The organism is Virgibacillus sp. LDC-1 (assembly GCF_030137545.1).
Classification (GTDB): domain Bacteria; phylum Bacillota; class Bacilli; order Bacillales; family Amphibacillaceae; genus LDC-1.
The window spans coordinates 160,483-180,100 of sequence record NZ_JARUVL010000003.1; the positions used below are offsets into that span (position 1 = coordinate 160,483).

At 37.3% G+C, this 19,618-nt stretch carries 18 protein-coding genes; 1 reads left to right on the plus strand and 17 read right to left on the minus strand.

Going from position 1 to position 19,618, the window contains the following annotated elements:
• Nucleotide 1: 1 nt before the first annotated feature.
• The 11 genes from QBK89_RS04400 to citZ all read right to left on the minus strand — a co-directional run bounded on the left by QBK89_RS04400 (nt 2) and on the right by citZ (nt 12,001).
• Entirely contained in the window at nt 2–1,030 is a 1,029-nt protein-coding gene (locus QBK89_RS04400; RefSeq protein ID WP_284139806.1) for a glyceraldehyde-3-phosphate dehydrogenase, read from the minus strand.
• Nucleotides 1,031–1,212: 182 nt separating this feature from the next.
• Nucleotides 1,213–1,812 (minus strand): dephospho-CoA kinase, encoded by a 600-nt coding sequence (coaE, locus tag QBK89_RS04405; protein ID WP_284139807.1) that lies wholly within the window; start codon nt 1,810–1,812, stop codon nt 1,213–1,215.
• Between the two features lie 37 nt (nt 1,813–1,849).
• On the minus strand, nt 1,850–2,674 hold the full coding sequence (gene mutM / locus QBK89_RS04410) for a DNA-formamidopyrimidine glycosylase (protein ID WP_284139808.1): 825 nt from the start codon (nt 2,672–2,674) through the stop codon (nt 1,850–1,852).
• Nucleotides 2,675–2,686: 12 nt separating this feature from the next.
• Complete coding sequence (polA, locus tag QBK89_RS04415) at nt 2,687–5,323, minus strand: DNA polymerase I (protein ID WP_284139809.1); 2,637 nt, start codon at nt 5,321–5,323, stop codon at nt 2,687–2,689.
• Between the two features lie 75 nt (nt 5,324–5,398).
• The gene (locus QBK89_RS04420) at nt 5,399–5,536 is read right to left on the minus strand and encodes a hypothetical protein (RefSeq protein WP_284139810.1); all 138 of its coding nucleotides are present in this window, start codon (nt 5,534–5,536) and stop codon (nt 5,399–5,401) included.
• A gap of 69 nt (nt 5,537–5,605) precedes the next feature.
• Complete coding sequence (pnpS, locus tag QBK89_RS04425) at nt 5,606–6,982, minus strand: two-component system histidine kinase PnpS (RefSeq protein ID WP_284139811.1); 1,377 nt, start codon at nt 6,980–6,982, stop codon at nt 5,606–5,608.
• Entirely contained in the window at nt 6,979–7,671 is a 693-nt protein-coding gene (locus QBK89_RS04430; protein ID WP_284139812.1) for a response regulator transcription factor, read from the minus strand. Before QBK89_RS04430 ends, pnpS begins: the two co-directional genes overlap by 4 nt.
• Nucleotides 7,672–7,799: 128 nt before the next feature.
• Entirely contained in the window at nt 7,800–8,276 is a 477-nt protein-coding gene (locus QBK89_RS04435; RefSeq protein WP_284139813.1) for a MaoC/PaaZ C-terminal domain-containing protein, read from the minus strand.
• Nucleotides 8,277–8,487: 211 nt separating this feature from the next.
• Nucleotides 8,488–9,426, minus strand: coding sequence for a malate dehydrogenase (mdh, locus tag QBK89_RS04440; protein WP_284139814.1), 939 nt, complete (start codon nt 9,424–9,426; stop codon nt 8,488–8,490).
• A 21-nt stretch (nt 9,427–9,447) separates the two neighbouring features.
• On the minus strand, nt 9,448–10,719 hold the full coding sequence (gene icd, locus QBK89_RS04445; protein ID WP_284139815.1) for an NADP-dependent isocitrate dehydrogenase: 1,272 nt from the start codon (nt 10,717–10,719) through the stop codon (nt 9,448–9,450).
• Between the two features lie 163 nt (nt 10,720–10,882).
• Nucleotides 10,883–12,001, minus strand: a complete 1,119-nt coding sequence (citZ, locus tag QBK89_RS04450) for a citrate synthase (RefSeq protein WP_284139816.1) — start codon at nt 11,999–12,001, stop codon at nt 10,883–10,885.
• 308 nt (nt 12,002–12,309) lie between these two features.
• On the opposite strand from citZ, the gene ytvI reads away from it, so the two are divergent.
• Complete coding sequence (gene ytvI / locus QBK89_RS04455) at nt 12,310–13,425, plus strand: sporulation integral membrane protein YtvI (protein ID WP_284139817.1); 1,116 nt, start codon at nt 12,310–12,312, stop codon at nt 13,423–13,425.
• Between the two features lie 7 nt (nt 13,426–13,432).
• On the opposite strand, the gene QBK89_RS04460 is transcribed toward ytvI, so the two are convergent.
• From QBK89_RS04460 to QBK89_RS04485, 6 genes are all read right to left on the minus strand, one after another.
• Complete coding sequence (locus tag QBK89_RS04460; protein ID WP_284139818.1) at nt 13,433–13,822, minus strand: FxsA family protein; 390 nt, start codon at nt 13,820–13,822, stop codon at nt 13,433–13,435.
• 88 nt (nt 13,823–13,910) lie between these two features.
• Nucleotides 13,911–15,671 (minus strand): pyruvate kinase, encoded by a 1,761-nt coding sequence (gene pyk, locus QBK89_RS04465; RefSeq protein WP_284139819.1) that lies wholly within the window; start codon nt 15,669–15,671, stop codon nt 13,911–13,913.
• A 60-nt stretch (nt 15,672–15,731) separates the two neighbouring features.
• Nucleotides 15,732–16,691, minus strand: coding sequence for a 6-phosphofructokinase (pfkA, locus tag QBK89_RS04470; protein ID WP_284139820.1), 960 nt, complete (start codon nt 16,689–16,691; stop codon nt 15,732–15,734).
• 286 nt (nt 16,692–16,977) lie between these two features.
• Nucleotides 16,978–17,934 carry an acetyl-CoA carboxylase carboxyl transferase subunit alpha gene (gene accA, locus QBK89_RS04475; protein ID WP_284139821.1) on the minus strand — a complete coding sequence of 319 codons (957 nt, stop codon included), beginning with the start codon at nt 17,932–17,934 and terminating at the stop codon, nt 16,978–16,980.
• Nucleotides 17,931–18,791, minus strand: a complete 861-nt coding sequence (gene accD / locus QBK89_RS04480; RefSeq protein WP_284139822.1) for an acetyl-CoA carboxylase, carboxyltransferase subunit beta — start codon at nt 18,789–18,791, stop codon at nt 17,931–17,933. Before accD ends, accA begins: the two co-directional genes overlap by 4 nt.
• Before the next feature lie 164 nt (nt 18,792–18,955).
• A complete protein-coding gene (locus QBK89_RS04485; RefSeq protein ID WP_330948681.1) occupies nt 18,956–19,588 on the minus strand; it encodes a FadR/GntR family transcriptional regulator in 633 nt (210 codons plus the stop codon).
• Nucleotides 19,589–19,618 lie beyond the last annotated feature (30 nt).

Consider the following 19,618-nt stretch of genomic DNA (forward strand, 5'->3'; position numbering starts at 1 on the left):
TTTAAGAAATTTTCATTTGTTTTTGATGTAAATGGCTTCCTGCATATTTTACTAAATCAAGCACTCGACGTGAGTACCCCCATTCATTATCATACCACGCTAAAACTTTAATTTTTTTTCCGTCCATAACCATTGTTGACAAACCATCTACGACAGCAGAATAATCCGTTGTTGTATAATCAATAGAAACAAGTGGTTCATCACTATAATGGATAATGTTCTTTAGATGAGTATCAGCAGCTTGTTTAAAAGCTAAATTCACCTTGTCTACTGTTACCATTTGCTTGACGTCTACAACTAAATCTACGAGTGACACATTTGGTGTAGGTACCCGAAGTGCCATCCCATGAAGCTTTCCGTTCAGGTGAGGGATAACCTCTCCTAAGGCCTTTGCCGCTCCTGTTGAAGTTGGAATAATAGACTGGGTGCATCCTCGAGCTCTACGCAAATCTTTATGTGGATTATCTAAATTTTTTTGATCGTTTGTAAAAGCATGTACCGTAGTCATTAAACCATTCTCAATCGAAAAGTTATCATCTAATACCTTTACGATAGGTGCTAAACAGTTCGTTGTACAAGAGGCATTAGATATAATCACATCCTCCTCGTTTAACGTTTGTTCATTGACCCCCATTACAATCGTTTTATCTACTTGCTTTCCAGGTGCTGTTATTACCACTTTTTTTGCACCAGCGATAATATGTCGACCCGCTTCTTCCTTTGTTTTAAATTTTCCAGTTGCTTCCACAACAATGTCAATATTATGTTGCCCCCATGGGAGATCTTCTGGTTGACGTGAATTAACTAGCGCAATATGCTGTCCATCGATTTCTAAGCTAGAATCAAGCGCTTTCACTTTTCCGTTAAAAATACCATGGACACTATCATATTTTATGAGATGTGCTAATGTTTCGGGAGGATAACTAGCATTAATTGCAACGACTTCCAATTGATCATCTTGTATAGCCTGGCGAAAAACCATTCGACCAATACGACCAAATCCATTTATTGCGATACGCGTTTTCTTCATTTATAGTCCCCCTATATATGTCATACTTTTTTCAGCTTTTTCCACCAATAGTATAACATATTCATTATAAAAATGCGGGTAACTTTTGCATTTTTAATATGTTTAATTATTCAGAAAAAAATGATTACGATAACATAAATTGAAGAGCTCCTTATGTTCTACATTGGGGAGCTCTCCATGTCTTATAAAATATTCCAACTAACTAAGATTTCACGTAACTGTTGATAAGATTCAAATTTTGATCCGTTATTATCAATGACTGCATCGGCAAGCTTCGCCTTTTCAGCCACAGGCATTTGTGCTTGGATACGTTGCATTGCCTCTTCCCTCGAATAAGCGTTTCTCGCCATTAAGCGTTCTAATTGTATTTCCTCATCAACATAAACAACCATCGTTTTATCAACAAGTTGTGTTAACTTACTTTCAAACAAAAGTGGAATATCAAGGACGATACAAGAAGCTCCATTTTTTATTAATGCATCCCGACGCAGAAGCATTTTTTCTCTTACAGCAGGATGAACAATTGCATTAAGCTGTTTTCGCTTTTCCTCATCTGCAAATATAATCGTACCCAGCTTCGGTCGATCAACCGTATGATCTGGACGTAATACTTCTGTTCCAAAGGCTTTGATAATTAATTTGTAAGCCTTCTCTCCTGGCATGACAACCTCACGTGCAATTTTATCTGCGTCAATAACAGGAATATCAAAATCATCAAACATTAAAGAAACCGTACTCTTTCCACTAGCAATGCTTCCGGTTAATCCGATAACTAATGTCATAGATATACTCCTTTTCACGATCGATGTCATAACTTATTTATTTTTGACATGTCATACATACATGTGTTCCACGACCGCCTACTTTTAGCTTTACAATCGCTTTACCACAATTTTTACATGGTGTATTCTCCTGTCCATAAACAAATAGCTGCTGTTGAAACAACCCCATTTCACCTTGCCCGTTTACGTAAGATCTTATCGTTGTTCCGCCTTGCTTTACCGCTTCCTCTAGCGTAATAATAGCTTGCTGTTGAATAGCACGTGCTTCTGTTTTGGTTAGCTTGTTCGCTTTTCTTAACGGATGTACACCAGCTTTAAATAATGTTTCATCAACGTATATGTTACCAAGTCCTGCTACAACCGTTTGATCAAGTAAGACCGCTTTAATAACTCGATTTGTCTTCTTTAATTTTTCGTAAAAGTAAGCGAAGGAAAATTCGACATCAAATGGATCTGGTCCAAGTTGAATCAAGGGCTTTTGCTTCATTTCCTCGCCCTTGTTCAAAACATGCATGGTACCAAACTTACGAACATCATTATATCGGAGCTCTTGCCCATTCGTAAAAGCAAAAATGACGTGGGTATGTTTTTTAATTGGGTCGTTCGTATCATCCACACTATATTTGCCTTCCATACGCAAATGGGATACAAGTGTATAATCATCTAGATCAAACAACAAATACTTCCCTTTTCTTCGGATAGCTTGTATCGTTTGTCCACAAAGTATCTGCTTAAATATCTCACTATCGTCTGGACTTTTAATAATTTTGGGCCAGTGCACTTGAATCGAAGCAATTGTTTTTCCAATAACAAATCGTTGTAAAGTTTTTCTAATGGTTTCTACCTCAGGTAATTCTGGCATTCTCGTTTCCCCTTACTTCGCATCAAACCAGCTTTGTCCATAAGCATAATCGACTTTTAAAGGAACTTCTAATTCTACAGTTTGTTCCATACTGGTTGGTACTATTTCTTTTAATTGATTAATTTCCTTTTGTGGTGCTTCTAATATTAATTCATCATGCACTTGCAGCAGTATTCGAGCCTCTAACTTTTCTTCTTTTAGCTTCTCATTAAGATCAAGCATTGCTTTCTTTATAATGTCAGCCGCGCTCCCTTGAATAGGGGTATTCATTGCTGTCCGTTCTGCAAAGCTACGCAGATTAAAGTTTCTGCTTGTAATGTCAGGTAAATACCTTCTGCGATGCATTAATGTAGTGACATAGCCTTGATGCTTTGCTTGTTGAACGATTTCTTCCATGTATTGTTTTACCCCTGGATAGCTTTCAAAATAACGCTCGATAAATTGTTTTGCTTCTTTACGGGTTATCCCAAGATTTTGTGATAATCCGTAATCACTAATGCCATAAACAATTCCAAAATTAACTGCTTTCGCTTGTCGGCGCATATTTGAAGTTACTTCGTCTTTTTCAACGTGGAATACATCCATTGCAGTTTGCGTGTGGATATCCACATCATGATTAAAAGCAGCAATTAACTTTTCATCCTTGGCAATGTGTGCTAATACCCGTAATTCGATTTGGGAATAATCCGCCGCAAACATGATCCAGTCTTTTTCTGAAGGAACAAAGGCGTGGCGAATCTTTCTGCCTTCCTCCAGTCGAATCGGGATATTTTGTAGGTTAGGATCAATCGAACTTAATCTTCCTGTTTGTGTTAAGGCTTGATTAAATCGCGTATGGATTTTATGAGTGTCCTTATCCACTACCTTTAATAAACCTTCTACGTAAGTAGACTGTAATTTACCAAGCTGACGATATAGCAAAATTTTAGGAATAATCGCATGTTCATTCTCAAGCTGTTCTAACACATCTGCCGCCGTTGAATAGCCGGTTTTTGTCTTTTTAACAACTGGAAGGCCAAGCTTTTCAAATAAAATGGGACCAAGCTGCTTTGGAGAATTTAAATTAAAGGTTTCTCCTGCAAGATCATAAATTTCTTCCTCTATCGTTGACAATCGATCTTTTAATTCAGCTTTCATTTTCTTTAAGCGATCTACATCAACCATAACACCTGTATGCTCCATCTCACCAAGAATGAGCGCTAACGGTAGTTCTAGCTCCATTAGAAGCGCATACTGCTCATTATTCTCCAGCTGTGCTCTGATGTCAGCTTGTAAATCAAATAATAGCTTTGTTTTACGAACAACATGTTCTGCTAATATTTCCTGCTCTGGAACCTTTAGCTTTGCTCCCTTGCCATAAACCTCTTCATCGAAATGTACTCCCTTTCGATCCATACGATACGCAATCGCCGGAATGCTATGGTTATTTTCTGAAGGGTTTAATAAATAGGAGGCAAGAAGCATATCAAATACGATTCCTTCCATGTTAATTCCTTTATTCTTAAGCATTACTAATGTTTTTTTGGCATCAAACACATATTTTTCTTTCGTTTTATCTGCTGCCCATCGTTTAAAGGTATCTGATGCTAATGCTACTTTAACCGGGATAAAGTAGGCTTCTTTATCATTTACAATTCCGATTCCTTCAATTGGTGTCTGATGATAATTATCTGTCAACGTCTCCAAAAAAATAGCTTCTTTCCCGGTAAAAGCGTCATCATTGATATGCTCTAAAATAGTAAACGATATTTCCTCTAGCGCTTCTGCATTGTCACCAGAATCTTCTTCCACATCAATTCTCGTTAATAGCGACTGAAAACCGAGATCCTTGAAAACTGGTGAAACCTGCTGAGGATGGAAACCGTCATAAACTAGATCATCTATAGAAATTGTGATAGGAGAAGCACAATTAATCGTTGCGAGCTCTTTACTCATAAAGGCATCCGATTTATGTGTAATTAACTTTTCTTTTAACTTTTTCCCACTTATTTGATCCAATGCTTGATAAATGTTTTCTAAGGTATGGTGCTCTTTTAATAATTTAGTAGCTGTTTTTTGACCAACACCTGGAACACCGGGAATATTGTCTGAAGCATCTCCCATTAATGCCTTCATATCCACAATCTGGTCTGCTGAAAGTTCCATCTTCTCTTTCATAAAGGCAGGTGTATAAACATCAACGTCACTTATCCCTTTTTTAGTTAATGCAACATTTACATGGTCTGATACAAGCTGTAGAAGGTCTTTATCTCCTGATATAACAGCGACATCCCATTTTTTCTCATCCCCTTGCTTTGCTAATGTTCCAATAATATCGTCTGCCTCATATTGATCAAGCTGATAGTACTTAATCTGAAATGCATCAAGCAGTTCTTTCACAAGAGGAAATTGTTCTGATAATTCAGGTGGCGTCTTTTGTCTTCCGCCTTTATATTCTTGATAAGTAGCATGTCGAAAGGTTGTCTTTCCTGCATCAAAAGCGACAAGGATATGTGAAGGCTTTTGTTCCTCCAATATTTTTAAAAGCATTGTAGTAAAACCATAGACTGCATTTGTATAAACACCTTTATCATTATTTAACAATGGTAAAGCAAAAAATGCGCGGTATATAATACTATTTCCATCGATTAAAACGAGTTTTTTCGTCAAGCGTACTGCCTCCTCTTTCACTAATATCTGCTGTTTATTTTATCACTATTTTTCGTGAAGTTAAAAACAATTACTTTAACCGCTCTTATCGCTTTTTTTCAATTCTCTTACTTCATCTTCTAAAATTCGAATTCTTCGTTGCATACGATAAATAGTCGGTAAATATGCAATAATAATTACGATAATAATTAAAGCAATTTCTGCTGCTTTCATTAAGTATTCCCCCTTATTCGTTCTCTTTCTCTTATTATAAAGCAAAACACCCTCTTAGGAGGATGTTTTCTATTCGTGTTGCTTTTTTGGAAGCAAAATTGTAAAAGTAGAGCCTTTTCCATGCTCACTTTCAACGGTAATTTTCCCTTTATGAACTTCGATAATATGCTTTACGATTGCTAGACCCAATCCTGTTCCACCAGTATTTCGACTCCGCGCCTTATCCACACGATAAAAACGCTCAAAAATCCTGCCAATTGCTTCCTGTGGAATTCCAATACCGCTATCTTTTATAACAAACGTGACAAAATCATCTGAATCTAATACAGTGAGCTCCACTTTCCCTTGTGGTCCTGTGTAATTCACAGCATTCTCCAGTAAATTGATTAAAATTTGTTTTACTTTATAACGATCTGCTGTAAATGTAATATTATCATCCATTTTAATGGTCAATTGAATGTTTTTTTCCTCTATTTTTTGTTTAATAACAGGAATTACTTCATCCACTAAATTTCGAATTTCAACTGGTGACACAGATAATTGGATTTCATCCTTCTCTAATCGAGATAAGGTGAGTAAATCATCTATTAAATTTTGCAGTCGTGTGCTTTCCTCATAAATGATGTTAAGAAATTGTCCATTTGTTTCATCGTTTCCGGATTCTTCATCCAATAACGTTTCTGCAAAACCTTTAATAGAAGTGATTGGTGTTTTTAGCTCATGAGATACATTGGCAACAAAATCCTTCCGCATGACCTCTAGCCGCTTTAATTCTGTAATATCATAAAATACAAGCACTGCACCTTTTAGTAAGTTCCGTTCATTGAATATCGGGGCTCCAACTATTTCTATGTGACGTTCTCCTTGTCCACTTGCCTTTGTAAAGGACTGTTTCACATTTCTTTCATATAGAAACGCATCCTGTACAGTACGATGAATCTTTTCGTTTTCAATCACATCATAATATAAATAACCGATATAATCTTTCTGTGTTTTTCCAAACATAGAAAGGAACTTTCGATTCACTAGATGGATATAGCCTTTTCCATCTATTAAAACAAGTCCGCTTTCAGTATTATCTATTACCGTAGAAAGTTGTTCTGATTGAATTTGTTCCTGAATCGATAATTCACTTAAATTTCGTGCAAGTACATTTATTTTTCGTGTAAGCTCCCCTACAATTCCATTTATCGGATGGTGAATGCGTGCACGATAATTTCCCCGAACAAGTTCATCCATTGTTCGTGATGCTTTATGTATTGGTTTAATATAACGGTCAAAGATATGAAGTAATCCTAAAATCAAAATAATAAATTCTACTGCCAAAATAGAGATTAATAATAAAATATCCTCCATGATAAAGCTTAAAAATACTCCACTAAGTACAATAACGACAAATAAACCGATGGCATAACCAAACAGAGATTTAGAAAATATTGCTTTCATGATGTCGGATCCTCCATTTTATAACCCAGCCCTCTTATTGTTTTAATGTACATTGGCTTTCGTGTATTTGATTCAATTTTTTCACGTAAATGACTTACGTGCACATCTACTATACGCGTATCTCCAGCAAAGTCATAATTCCAAACCGCACTTAATAATTGATCTCTGGAAAGCACCTTGTCTTTATTTGTTGCCATATAATAGAGAAGTTCAAATTCTTTTCGAGTAAATAGAATCGTATTACTATCTTTCTCTACTTCGTAACGCTCTGGATATATCGTAATATCACCGATTTGCAAAGATGTAAATTCTTGCACCTTTTTATTCGTTCGTCGTAATATTGCTTTTACCCTAGCGACAACTTCTTTCGGACTAAATGGCTTCGTTAAATAGTCATCCGCACCAAGCTCAAGTCCGAGGATTTTATCTAGCTCTTCGTCACGTGCAGTTAGCATTAATATCGGGGTGTCGATTTTATTTTGGCGTAGACGTTTACAAACTTCCATTCCGTCCATCTCTGGAAGCATCAAATCTAATATGATTAAATCATATTCATTATTCTCCGCTTTTCTCACTGCATCAAGTCCATTGTACGCAATCTCTGTTTCAAAGCCAGATTTTTGCAAGTTAAATGTTAGCAACGTTACAATTGATTGTTCATCATCAACAATTAATACTTTTTGTCCCAATATGCCACCTCACTCCAACAAATGTTCTTTCTATCCTATCACATTCATCTTACAATGAAACGGCAATAAAAGGAACATAAGTTACTGATTGTAAAGAAAAATTTACGTTTGTCTGAAAGAAAACGCTATTAGAAAAAATTCTCCAATGAATTTGCAGTGAGCGAATTTAGCTTATGCGGAGGGCAAACATACATCTTCCCAGAAATGACCTCATCCCCTTCTTCATCAAAGCCTACTGCAGATATTTCAACCATATGGTTGGCGTGATCAATAGAAATTATTTCAACTACGAATGTGATCTCTGTATAATGAAATACTGGTTTAGGGTACGTCATGTCTTGCTTCACGATGTGACTCCCAGGTCCAGGAAGATGCATGGAAATAACTGCGGAAATCATTCCACATAACATGACAGAAGGAACAATCGGTTTGCTATAAGATGTCTGGGAAGCATAATCATGCTGGATATATAATGGGTTTGCATCGTTCGTTAACCCTAAATATAACAGGAGATCCTTATCCTCAATTCGATATACGGACTTATAACGATCACCAATGGCGAGCATATTAATTTGTTTTCCTAGATTTCTCTTTTTTCCTATCATAAATTCACCCCTTTTAATGTAAGCGCTTACTATTGTATCAAATTTTGAGCCATTATACTACCGTCCCCCTTGAAACAAACGTGATTTTCATCTATTAAAATAAACTAAGATGGATTTTTAATGCAAGATCCAAGATTATCCATTACCAATAAAAAAGGCTGCCTATAAGTCTTTTTCCAGACTTATAGCACAACCCTTTGATAGCGTGTTTTTACTGTAATACGTGCATGACTTTCTTAACAGAGTCTGCTGATTTATCTAACGCTTCCTTCTCATCAACAGTTAACTCAAGCTCAATAATTTTTTCGATTCCGTTACCGCCAAGAATTGTCGGTACGCCTAAATAGATTTCAGTGTATCCATATTCTCCTTCGAGATATGCGATAGAAGGTATTACACGTCGTTGATCCTTTAATATCGATTCTGCCATCACAGTTAAAGAAGCAGCCGGAGCATAATATGCGCTTCCATTGCCTAATAGATTTACAATCTCTCCCCCGCCTTTACGCGTGCGTTCGACGATTGCATCTAATCGGTCCTTTGGTATTAATGTTTCTAAAGGAATCCCACCAGCATAGGAATAGCGAATTAAAGGTACCATATCATCGCCATGCCCACCTAAAACAAATCCAGTAATATCTTTTACAGAGAGGTTAAGCTCCTGCGCTACAAACGTACGAAAACGAGCAGTATCTAAAACTCCAGACTGACCTATCACTCGCTCTTTCGGAAACCCTGACTCTTTGAATACGGTATATGTCATAGCATCTACCGGGTTCGTTAACACGACAATAATACAATTAGGTGAATAGGTTACAATTTCTTTCGTAACAGCTTTCATAATCTTCGCATTCGTGTTAACAAGATCATCTCTACTCATGCCAGGCTTTCTAGCAATACCAGCAGTAATAATCACTAAGTCGGAATCCTTTGTATCTTCATAGTTTGATGTCCCGATAATTGATGCATCAAATCCTTGAACAGGACTAGCTTCAACCATATCAAGCGCTTTCCCCTTTGTAGGATTCTCCATATCCGGAATATCCACAAGCACAACGTCCCCTAATTCCTTTTGTGCTAACATTAATGCTGTTGTTGCACCAGTGAATCCAGAGCCGATTACCGATATCTTTTTACGCTTGTTCGCCATGATGTAATCCCCCTTTTGTGTTTAATCCATGTTTTTAATAAGTTCATTTCCAAATTCAGAGCATTTTACTTCTGTTGCCCCATCCATTAAACGAGCAAAGTCATATGTGACGACTTTCGAAGCAATTGTTTTATCCATTGCTTTCGTAACTAAATCTGCTGCTTCTCTCCAGCCAAGATGTTCTAGCATTAACACCCCAGATAGAATAACAGATGATGGATTTACCTTATCTAATCCAGCATACTTTGGTGCTGTACCATGTGTTGCTTCAAAAATCGCATGCCCTGTATCATAATTGATGTTTGCACCAGGAGCAATTCCGATTCCTCCTACTTGTGCAGCTAATGCATCTGAAATATAATCGCCATTTAAGTTCATTGTTGCAACGACATCAAACTCTTTCGGACGTGTTAAAATTTGCTGTAAGAAGATATCCGCAATCGCATCTTTAATAATGATTTTTCCTGCTGCTTCTGCTGCTTCTTGTGCTTTGTTTGCGGCATCCTTGCCGTCCTTTTCTACAATGCGGTCATATTCTGCCCATGTAAATACTTTATCACCGAATTCTTCTTCCGCTACTTCATAGCCCCATGCTTTAAAAGCACCTTCGGTAAATTTCATAATATTTCCCTTATGAACAAGTGTAACGCTTTTACGTCCTTCTGTTAATGCGTATTCAATTGCAGAGCGGACTAGGCGCTTCGTTCCTTCTTCAGAAACGGGCTTAATTCCGATACCAGACGTTTCAGGAAAACGGATTTTATGTACACCCATTTCATTTTTCAAGAAATCAATGACCTTTTTCACGTCGTCGGAACCTTTTTGCCATTCGATACCAGCGTAGATATCCTCAGTGTTTTCACGGAAAATGACCATATCTACATCTTCAGGATGCTTAACTGGTGATGGTACACCATCAAAGTAGCGAACAGGACGCAGGCAAGTAAATAAATCTAGTTCTTGACGAAGTGCCACGTTTAAGGAACGAATTCCTCCTCCAATTGGTGTTGTCAACGGACCTTTTATAGCAATTTTATAATCTCTAATTACGTCTAAGGTTTCACTCGGTAACCATTCTCCGGTTTTATCAAACGCTTTTTGACCAGCGTATACTTCTTTCCAAACAATTTCTTTCGTTCCGTTATATGCTTTTTCAACCGCCGCCTCTAATACTTTGCTTGCAGCAGCCCAAATATCCGGACCAGTTCCGTCCCCCTCAATAAACGGAATGATTGGCTGATTTGGAGTTTGAACCTTTCCATTATTTACAGTAATTTTTTCTCCTTTTGTCATGCTACATCCTCCTAGTTAAATAAATTCACAACTATTTTATCATAATGCTACCATGCTTGTTGCTGTCCTTACTCATTTAAGCGCAGCACCCAAACAGATGACTTATCTAAGCAAGCATTATCCAAAAATCATGCAAGAAGCCGGAATACCGGCTTTTTAAGTATTAATTACGCTTTTCAACAGGAATGTACTCTTGTGTATTTGGCCCATTATAATCAGCACGCGGACGGATAAGGCGATTATTAGCATACTGTTCTAAAATGTGTGCAATCCAACCAGAAATACGACTTACAGCAAAAATCGGTGTAAATAAATCATGCGCAATACCTAAGCTGTGATAAACCGATGCAGAATAAAAATCTACATTTGCAGGTAATCCTTTTTCATTCTTAATATACTTTTCAATTTCAACAGACATGTTATACCATTTTGGTTGCCCAGTAAGCTCTGTTAACTGTTTAGACATTTTCTTTAGATGCTTTGCCCGTGGATCCCCGTTACGGTAAACACGATGCCCCATCCCCATTATCTTTTCTTTACGAGCTAACCGTTCTTGGATAAAAGGAATCGCATTTTCTTCTTCACCAATCTCAGAAAGCATTTTCATTACCTGTTCATTTGCTCCACCGTGAAGTGGTCCCTTTAATGCCCCGATTGCTGCGGTAACACCGGAATACATGTCAGAGAGTGTTGCTACACACACTCTTGCTGTAAAAGTCGATGCGTTTAATTCATGATCCGCATGAAGCACAAGTGCTTTGTTTATTGCTTCTTCTTCAATCGCTTCTGGTTCTTTCCCGTTAAGCATATAAAGGAAATTCGCCGCAAAGCTTAAGTCCTTCTTTGGTTTTACAGGCTCCTTGCCATCTCTAAGTCTAGCAAATGCTGCTACGATTGTTGCAATTCTAGCTTGGAGACGAATAGCCTTTCTTTTATTTGCTTCATCCGTCATTAGATCTGCTTCATTATCATATAATCCAAGAATGGATATGGCACTGCGCAATGCCGCCATCGGATGCACGGATGATAGGTCATAAGATTGTAAATGCTCCAGTACCCCTTCTGGAAGCTCCATATTCGATGCAAGCTCTTGTTTGATAGCATCTAACTGTGCTTTATTTGGGAGCTTTTGGTTCCATAACAAATAAACTACTTCTTCAAAGCTAGCGTGCTCGGCTAAATCATCAATCCGATAACCAACATACGTAAGCTGATCGTCAATAATTGAGCTTATTGATGATTGAGTAGCTACAACCCCTTCAAGACCTTTTGTTGATGTCATAACCAACCCTCTCCTTTTTCTATAAATTGTACTGTAACAAATAAAGATGTTACTTTTTTTTGACAATATATTTACGAAAAAACGACATTGTCATCCCCATCCACCATTATAAATGATTATTCAACCAATGTGAATTGAAAGCGATTATTTTCCGATAAGTTCGTTCCCTTAAACGATTTATCTTTTATTAGACGTTTCTGAATGGATGACGAAAGAAAATCAACGATCAATTGTTGGACAACGATTCTAAATGAGCTTGATTTCTCATATGTAAGATTATAAGGGGTTCTATAAAACGAGGTGTTAAAATGTACAAGCATTCATTAGGACAAATTTATCGAAGCTTTTTAGTTTTAATCAGCATTGTAATATTGATATTGTTCATCACTTCTACCCTTCCATATGTTTATCCATTTGTTATTGCTGTGATCATTGCGTTTATTATTCATCCTATCGTTTCCTTTTTAGAACAATCACTTAAATTCCCTCGGACGTTTGCAACGATCATTGTTATGTTTTTCGTTGCTTCATTGCTTGTAATGCTATCGTTTCTTTTGATCTCAGAAATGGTACAAGGAACTGCATACTTAGCGGATAGAATTCCTACCTACTATCAATCATTTATCGCCATACTTGAAGACCGCTTTAAAGAAAGTATCATCCCAATATATAATAAGCTCGCCACGATATTTCAATCGCTTAACCAAACACAGCAGGAAGCACTACTAGAAAATTTACAGAATCTGTCGGGAGATTTAGCTTCCTCAGGTACAGCGCTATTACAGGATTTCTTTTTAAAAATCCCTGTATTTCTTTCTCTTTTACCAGCTTCCTTAACCATCATCATCTTTATAATCCTAGCAACCTTCTTTATTACAAAAGATATGGAACAATGGAAAAAAAGGATTAAAAAAGTAATACCTACCAATTCCAGTAAATATTATCATGCATTGCCTACTCATTTTAGGGAAGCGTTTGCTGGCTATTTTAAAGCACAGCTTCTGCTTATATTGATTACCGCTGGCATTATATTCATTGGTTTATCGTTGCTACAAGTCAAGCATACACCTACAATTACATTTTTTGCTGCAATCGCTGATTTTCTTCCATTAATCGGAACAGGAATTCTCTTTTTTCCATGGATTTTATACACATTTTTAACGAATCATTACGATATGACGATTGGCCTTTGTATTCTATATATGATTATTGTTATATTTCGTCAAATACTCGAACCAAAAATTCTTTCTTCTCATATTGGAGTAAACCCACTTGTAGGTCTAATGATATTATTTGTTGGCATTCAACTATGGGGAGTAACTGGCATTATTATTGCACCATTTTTGCTCATCATTGTAACAGTTATCTATAAGGCAGGTATTTTCACATTACTTTGGGCGTTTATTAAAGGAGAAGCAAAATAAATTCATGCTACCAACGTCGAAAGGTGATCTGGTTATTGTTAATCATTCTTTTAAATAGATAGATAAAAAATCCTTTAAATAGATTTCTACTCCAAGGAAGGACAAGAATAAACCCAACGATATCTGTGAGAAATCCGGGCGTAAATAAAAAAATTGCGCCTACTAAAATACAAATCCCATCAAGAATTTCTTCCCCTGGTACTTGACCATGCCGGAGCGATAATTGAGCGCGTTGCCATGTCTCCATACCTTGTTGTTTTGCAATTGCTAATCCAACTATACCGGTAAGAATAATTAAGGCAACTACCCACCAAGGACCAATCACCCCACCAGCCCAAACGAAAATTCCGATTTCTAAGGCTGGAATGATTAAAAATGCTAATAATAGCCATCGCATATCGTGACCTCTCCTTTTGTTCAAACTAGAATAAGAAAAGGGGGAAGATTAAACCCCCTCCAATTTTAATTAAAGACAATTAATTTAATTATAAAACGCTCGTATGCCCTTTATAAATATCCCCTTTTGTTCCATCAATCGTAATATCTTCTCCATCTTCAATTAACTCTAGCGCTTTCTCAACACCAACAATTACTGGAATACCTAGGCTTAAGCCTACAACCGCAGCGTGTGAAGTTAAACCACCTTCACTCGTTATGATTCCACTTGCTCTTTCGATCGCTGGCATCATTTCTCGATCTGTTCCATAAGTGATAAGAATATCTCCCTCTTGGACACTTTCGTTTGCTTCTGTTGCGGATTTTGCTAAAACCGCTCTTCCATAAGCACTACGCTTTCCAATACCTTGCCCTTTAGCAATGACATCCCCAATAATATGAACCTTCATAAGATTGGTTGTACCACTTTCTCCTACCGGAACACCTGCTGTAATAATCACCTTACTGCCTCGTGTGATTAGATTTTCCTTTAGACCCCGATCAATTGCAACTTCCAGCATTTCGTCTGTTGAATGTGCGGTACCTCCTATAATCGATTGCACACCAGATACTAGACAAAGCTGTCTGTTTACATGTTCAGATGGAGTAACAGCTACAATTGGAGCCTTTGGCCGATATTTCGATATCATACGAGCGGTATGACCACTTTCTGTAGGTGTTATGATTGCACTTACCGATAAGTTCATTGCACTATGTGTAACCGATTGACTTATTGCATCTGTAATCGTCATATCCACTGATTTGGATCGTTGTTTTAAAATTGCGGCATGATCTACTCCGGTTTCCGCTTTTAATGCAATATTACTCATTGTTCGTACAGATTCAACTGGATAATGTCCGGCAGCCGTTTCTCCTGAGAGCATAATGGCATCTGTACCATCAAAAATAGCATTTGCCACATCAGAGGCTTCTGCTCTTGTTGGCCTTGGATTTCGTTGCATTGAATCCAGCATTTGAGTTGCTGTAATTACAGGCTTTCCAGCAATATTACATTTTTTAATTAACTCTTTTTGAACGAGAGGTACATCTTCCGCTGGAATTTCTACACCTAAATCTCCTCGAGCAACCATTAAGCCGTCACTAACCTCTAATATGCTATCAATATTATCTACGCCTTCTTGGTTTTCAATTTTCGGTATAATATGAATATGTGTAGCATTATTTGTTTCAAGTAGCTCTCTGATTTCTAAAATATCTGATGGTCTTCGTACAAATGACGCGGCTATAAAATCAATGCCTTGATCGATTCCAAATTGAATATCATTTGCATCTTTTTCTGTGATTCCTGGTAAATTAACGGAAACATTTGGTACGTTAACACCTTTTTTATTTTTTATTAATCCTGCATTTAATGCTTTCGTTCGGATTTCCTTCTTGTCCATATCAATAGACACTACCTCGAGTTCAATTAAACCGTCATCCAATAAAATTCTTGAACCAGCTTGTACATCATGGATAAGTCCATCATATGTCACAGAGAACCGTTCTGCTGTTCCTTCCACGTCATCCATACATATGATAACTTCTTGTCCTTCCTGAAGCTCGGCCTGACCTTCTTTAAATGTACCGGTGCGAATTTCAGGTCCTTTTGTGTCTAATAGTATCGCGATTGTTTTATCTTTATTTTTTGCTGCTTTACGAATGTTTTCGATTCGTTTTCCGTGTTCCTCATAATCACCGTGGGAAAAGTTTAATCGTGCTACATTCATTCCAGCCTCGATAAGCTGTTCTAATGTTTCAATCGATTCTGAAGCAGGTCCTATTGTGCAAACAATTTTTGTTTTTCTCAATGTATTTCCTCCTTCGTCCAGTTTCATGACGATTATTGTTCTTATTAGATATGCCAGTAATTAAATAGATAGTTCCTTTGATAGCTCATACATATCTAAATTAATTGTATGATTTCCGCTAAGTATTTCCGATATGTCATGGTCTACTAACACATTATTTTGAATTCCAACCATTCGTCCTGCTTGTCCGTTCAAAATTAAATCAACAGCTTTAGCAGCTAATCGGCTTGCAAGAACCCGATCTTGTGCAGTTGGAGAGCCACCTCGTTGAATATGGCCTAAAACCGTAACTCGTGTTTCTAGCTGTGTTGCTTCTTTTATCCGTTGTCCGTATTCCATGCCACTTCCTACTCCTTCAGCTAATAAAATAATGCTATGCTTTTTCCCACGTTCATGCCCACGGCGGAGTCGTTCAATAACCTCGTCAAAGTTATCCGGCTTTTCAGGGATCAATATACTCTCTGCACCATCAGCAAGTCCGGCCCATAAGGCAAGATCCCCTGCATTTCTTCCCATTACTTCAATAACATATGTTCTTTCATGAGATGTCGCCGTATCCCGTATTTTATCTATCGCTTCGATAATTGTATTTAAAGCCGTATCAAAACCAATTGTAAAATCTGTTCCAGAAATATCATTATCAATAGTTGCTGGAACACCGATGCATGGATAGCCTTTTTCGGTTAGTTTTTGCGCTCCACGAAAACTCCCGTCACCACCAATGACAATTAACCCTTCAATTCCATGCTTTTTCAATTGCTCAATCCCTTTTAACTGTCCTTCATCCGTCTTGAATTCTTCACATCTTGCTGAAAAAAGCGTTGTGCCTCCACGTTGAATAATATCTCCGACAGAACCTATTTCCAGCTTTTCAATATCTCCATCAATAAGACCTTGATAACCATATTTAATTCCGTAAATCTCAACTCCATGGTAAATACATTTCCTAGTTACAGCTCTGATCGCTGCATTCATTCCTGGAGCATCGCCACCACTTGTTAAAACGCCGATTTTTTTCATGATTTCACCTCAAGATAGATTATCGATTATTTGACAGCATGTAAGTACAACCTTCCACTTTAAAGATAATAGGTAGAAGTAAAAATATCAATTAATAACAAACGCGTGTGTTACGATCACACTAATGTGTCTTACTATATGAGCAATTCAGATACAATCTGTATGCCTCTTTTCTATATTCACCTCCATACCAAATACTATTTAAATAAATAAGTCCATTATTTGTTTAAATTAGAATTTCGGTAAAATATAAGAAGAGACTGACTTATGCCAGCCTCTATATTTATCAAATTTCTTTATAATCGCCCATACACTTATACTTTTCCCATCGATTCTCAAGTAATTCTGAAACAGATAGTACACGTAGCTCCTCAAGCGATTGCTCAATTATCGAATCAATCGCTCCTGCTTGTTGCTTTATATCTCGATGCGCGCCACCCTTTGGCTCAGGAATAATCTGATCAATAAGAGCTAGCTCCTTTAAGTCATAAGCTGTTATCTTCATGGATTCAGCTGCTCTTCTTGCTTGTGTTGCATCCTTCCACAAAAGTGCCGCTGCTCCTTCAGGAGATATTACGGAATACGTTGAATTTTCAAGCATATGAATCCGATCACCAACACCTAAGGCTAACGCTCCGCCACTTCCACCTTCTCCAATAACAATACAAATGATTGGTACCGTTAAGCCTGCCATTTCCATTAGGTTACGAGCAATTGCTTCACTTTGCCCGCGCTCTTCTGACTCTTTACCTGGATCTGCTCCTTTTGTATCAATAAAACAGATAATCGGTCGTTGAAACTTCTCTGCTTGTTTCATATGTCGTAACGCTTTTCGATATCCTTCAGGATGTGGCATTCCAAAATTTCGATAAATATTTTCTTTTGTATTTTTACCACGTTGATGACCAATAACTGTAACGGGTGTACCTTTATAATATGCAATACCCGCAACAATGGCAGGATCATCCCCAAAGGCACGATCACCGTGAAATTCCATAAAATCTGTAAAAATCTCAGCGATATAATCTAAAGTAGTCGGACGTTCCTGATGCCTAGCCATCTGTACACGATCCCACGGCTTTAAATTACCATAGATATCGTCCTCTAAAACCTTTAATCGCTTTTCTAATGTTTGAATTTCATCGGATAAATCAATATCACTATCTGCAGTGAACGATTTTAACTCTACAATTTTTTCTCTTAGATTTACGATCGGTTTTTCGAAATCAAGAACCTGCTTCATTTGCCGGTCCCACCTTTCTCATGCAGCTTTAAGAGCGTGCTTAGCTGTTGCTTCATGTCATGACGATGAATTACGCGATCTAATTGACCGTGCTTCAATAAAAATTCTGCCGTTTGAAAATCGTCTGGTAATTTTTCACGTGTTGTTTGTTCAATAATTCTTCTGCCTGCAAAACCAATTAACGCGCCTGGCTCAGCAAAATTATAGTCCCCTAAAGAGGCAAAGCTAGCAGAAACCCCTCCAGTTGTTGGATGCGTCATAACAGATATCATTAAACCATTTGCTTCTGAAAAACGCTTTATCGCTATTGACGCCTTCGTCATTTGCATTAAACTGAGAAGTCCCTCTTGCATTCTCGCTCCACCTGAAGCAGTAAAAACAATGAAAGGTAACTGCTCGTTTTTAGCGTTTTCGATTGCCCTAGCAATTTTTTCACCAACGACAGAACCCATGCTACCCATACGAAAGCTAGCATCCATGACTCCAAAGGCAACAGCTTGTCCGTCAATAAGTCCTTTTCCTGTTACTACCCCTTCATTCAAACCTGTTTTTTGGCGATCTTTTTCAAGCTTTTCTTCATATCCAGGAAAACCAAGCGGGTTATTGGATATTAGCTCACGATCCCATTCCTGAAAGGTGTCCTTATCGAATAGGCTATCAATCCGTTCCCAAGCATTTAGTTGGTGATGATAACCACAATTGGGGCAGACATTTAAGTTCTTTTTCATTTCTTTTGTATAATAAATTTTATAACACCCGGTGCATTTTTTCATTAGCCCCTCAGGAACATCTACTTTTGATTGTTCATTTGGAATGGAAGCATATTTCCTTTTCTTGCCAAAAAGATCTTTAAGCAAGTTCATTTCCCCCTTTTTCATGCAATCTCTTAGGTTGATGTCCATTTTCCTGGAAGTATTCAGCCTTTTTTCATTGCTTCTTACTATATCGTATCTTCCATAAAAAAGGTGTCTAAATCCGTCGAAGACAAAATTTTATCCATTTGTCTTCTAAAGACGACAGTTTAACAACACCTTTCTTTTTTTAACATACTCGTAAACAACTGTTCAATAGCTTCATACTCATTATTTGTATAAATGGTGAGAAGTTCTTTATAAAAGCTTACATCATAATAGATTCTATCCATTGTATGAGAAAATTCTTCCATTAATCGCCAAATCTTTGCTAATAAAAGATTTTCTGTTTTCTCGAACAATAGAAAAAAGAAATCTAAATGCTTTTGTTTCTCATCTCCATCCATATCAACAATTTGAAGAAGCGCAGCTAAATCATCCGTTGTTAGTCTACTAAAGGCTAACTTTGCAGTTTCTTTTTCTAGTACTAATTTTGCACAAATTAAATCATGCTTCGTAACATTGTCCCTTAAAATAAAGGACGATAACAACTCAACCGTTTGATAAGGACGATAGGTGCTCAGAAACGTTCCTTCTCCATGCTTCGTTTCAATTAATCCAAGTAGCTCCATGGCTCTTAATGCTTCTCTGACTGACGATCTACCAGCATTCAGCTTCTCTGCCAATTCTCTTTCAGAAGGTAGTTTATCTCCGGACTGCAGATTATGCTCATCTATAAAGCTACGAATTTCCTTTAAAACTTCTTGGTATACTTTTTGCTTTGGTGACATGGACACAGCCATGATCCACTCCTTTGCTTTCCATTAGGTAAA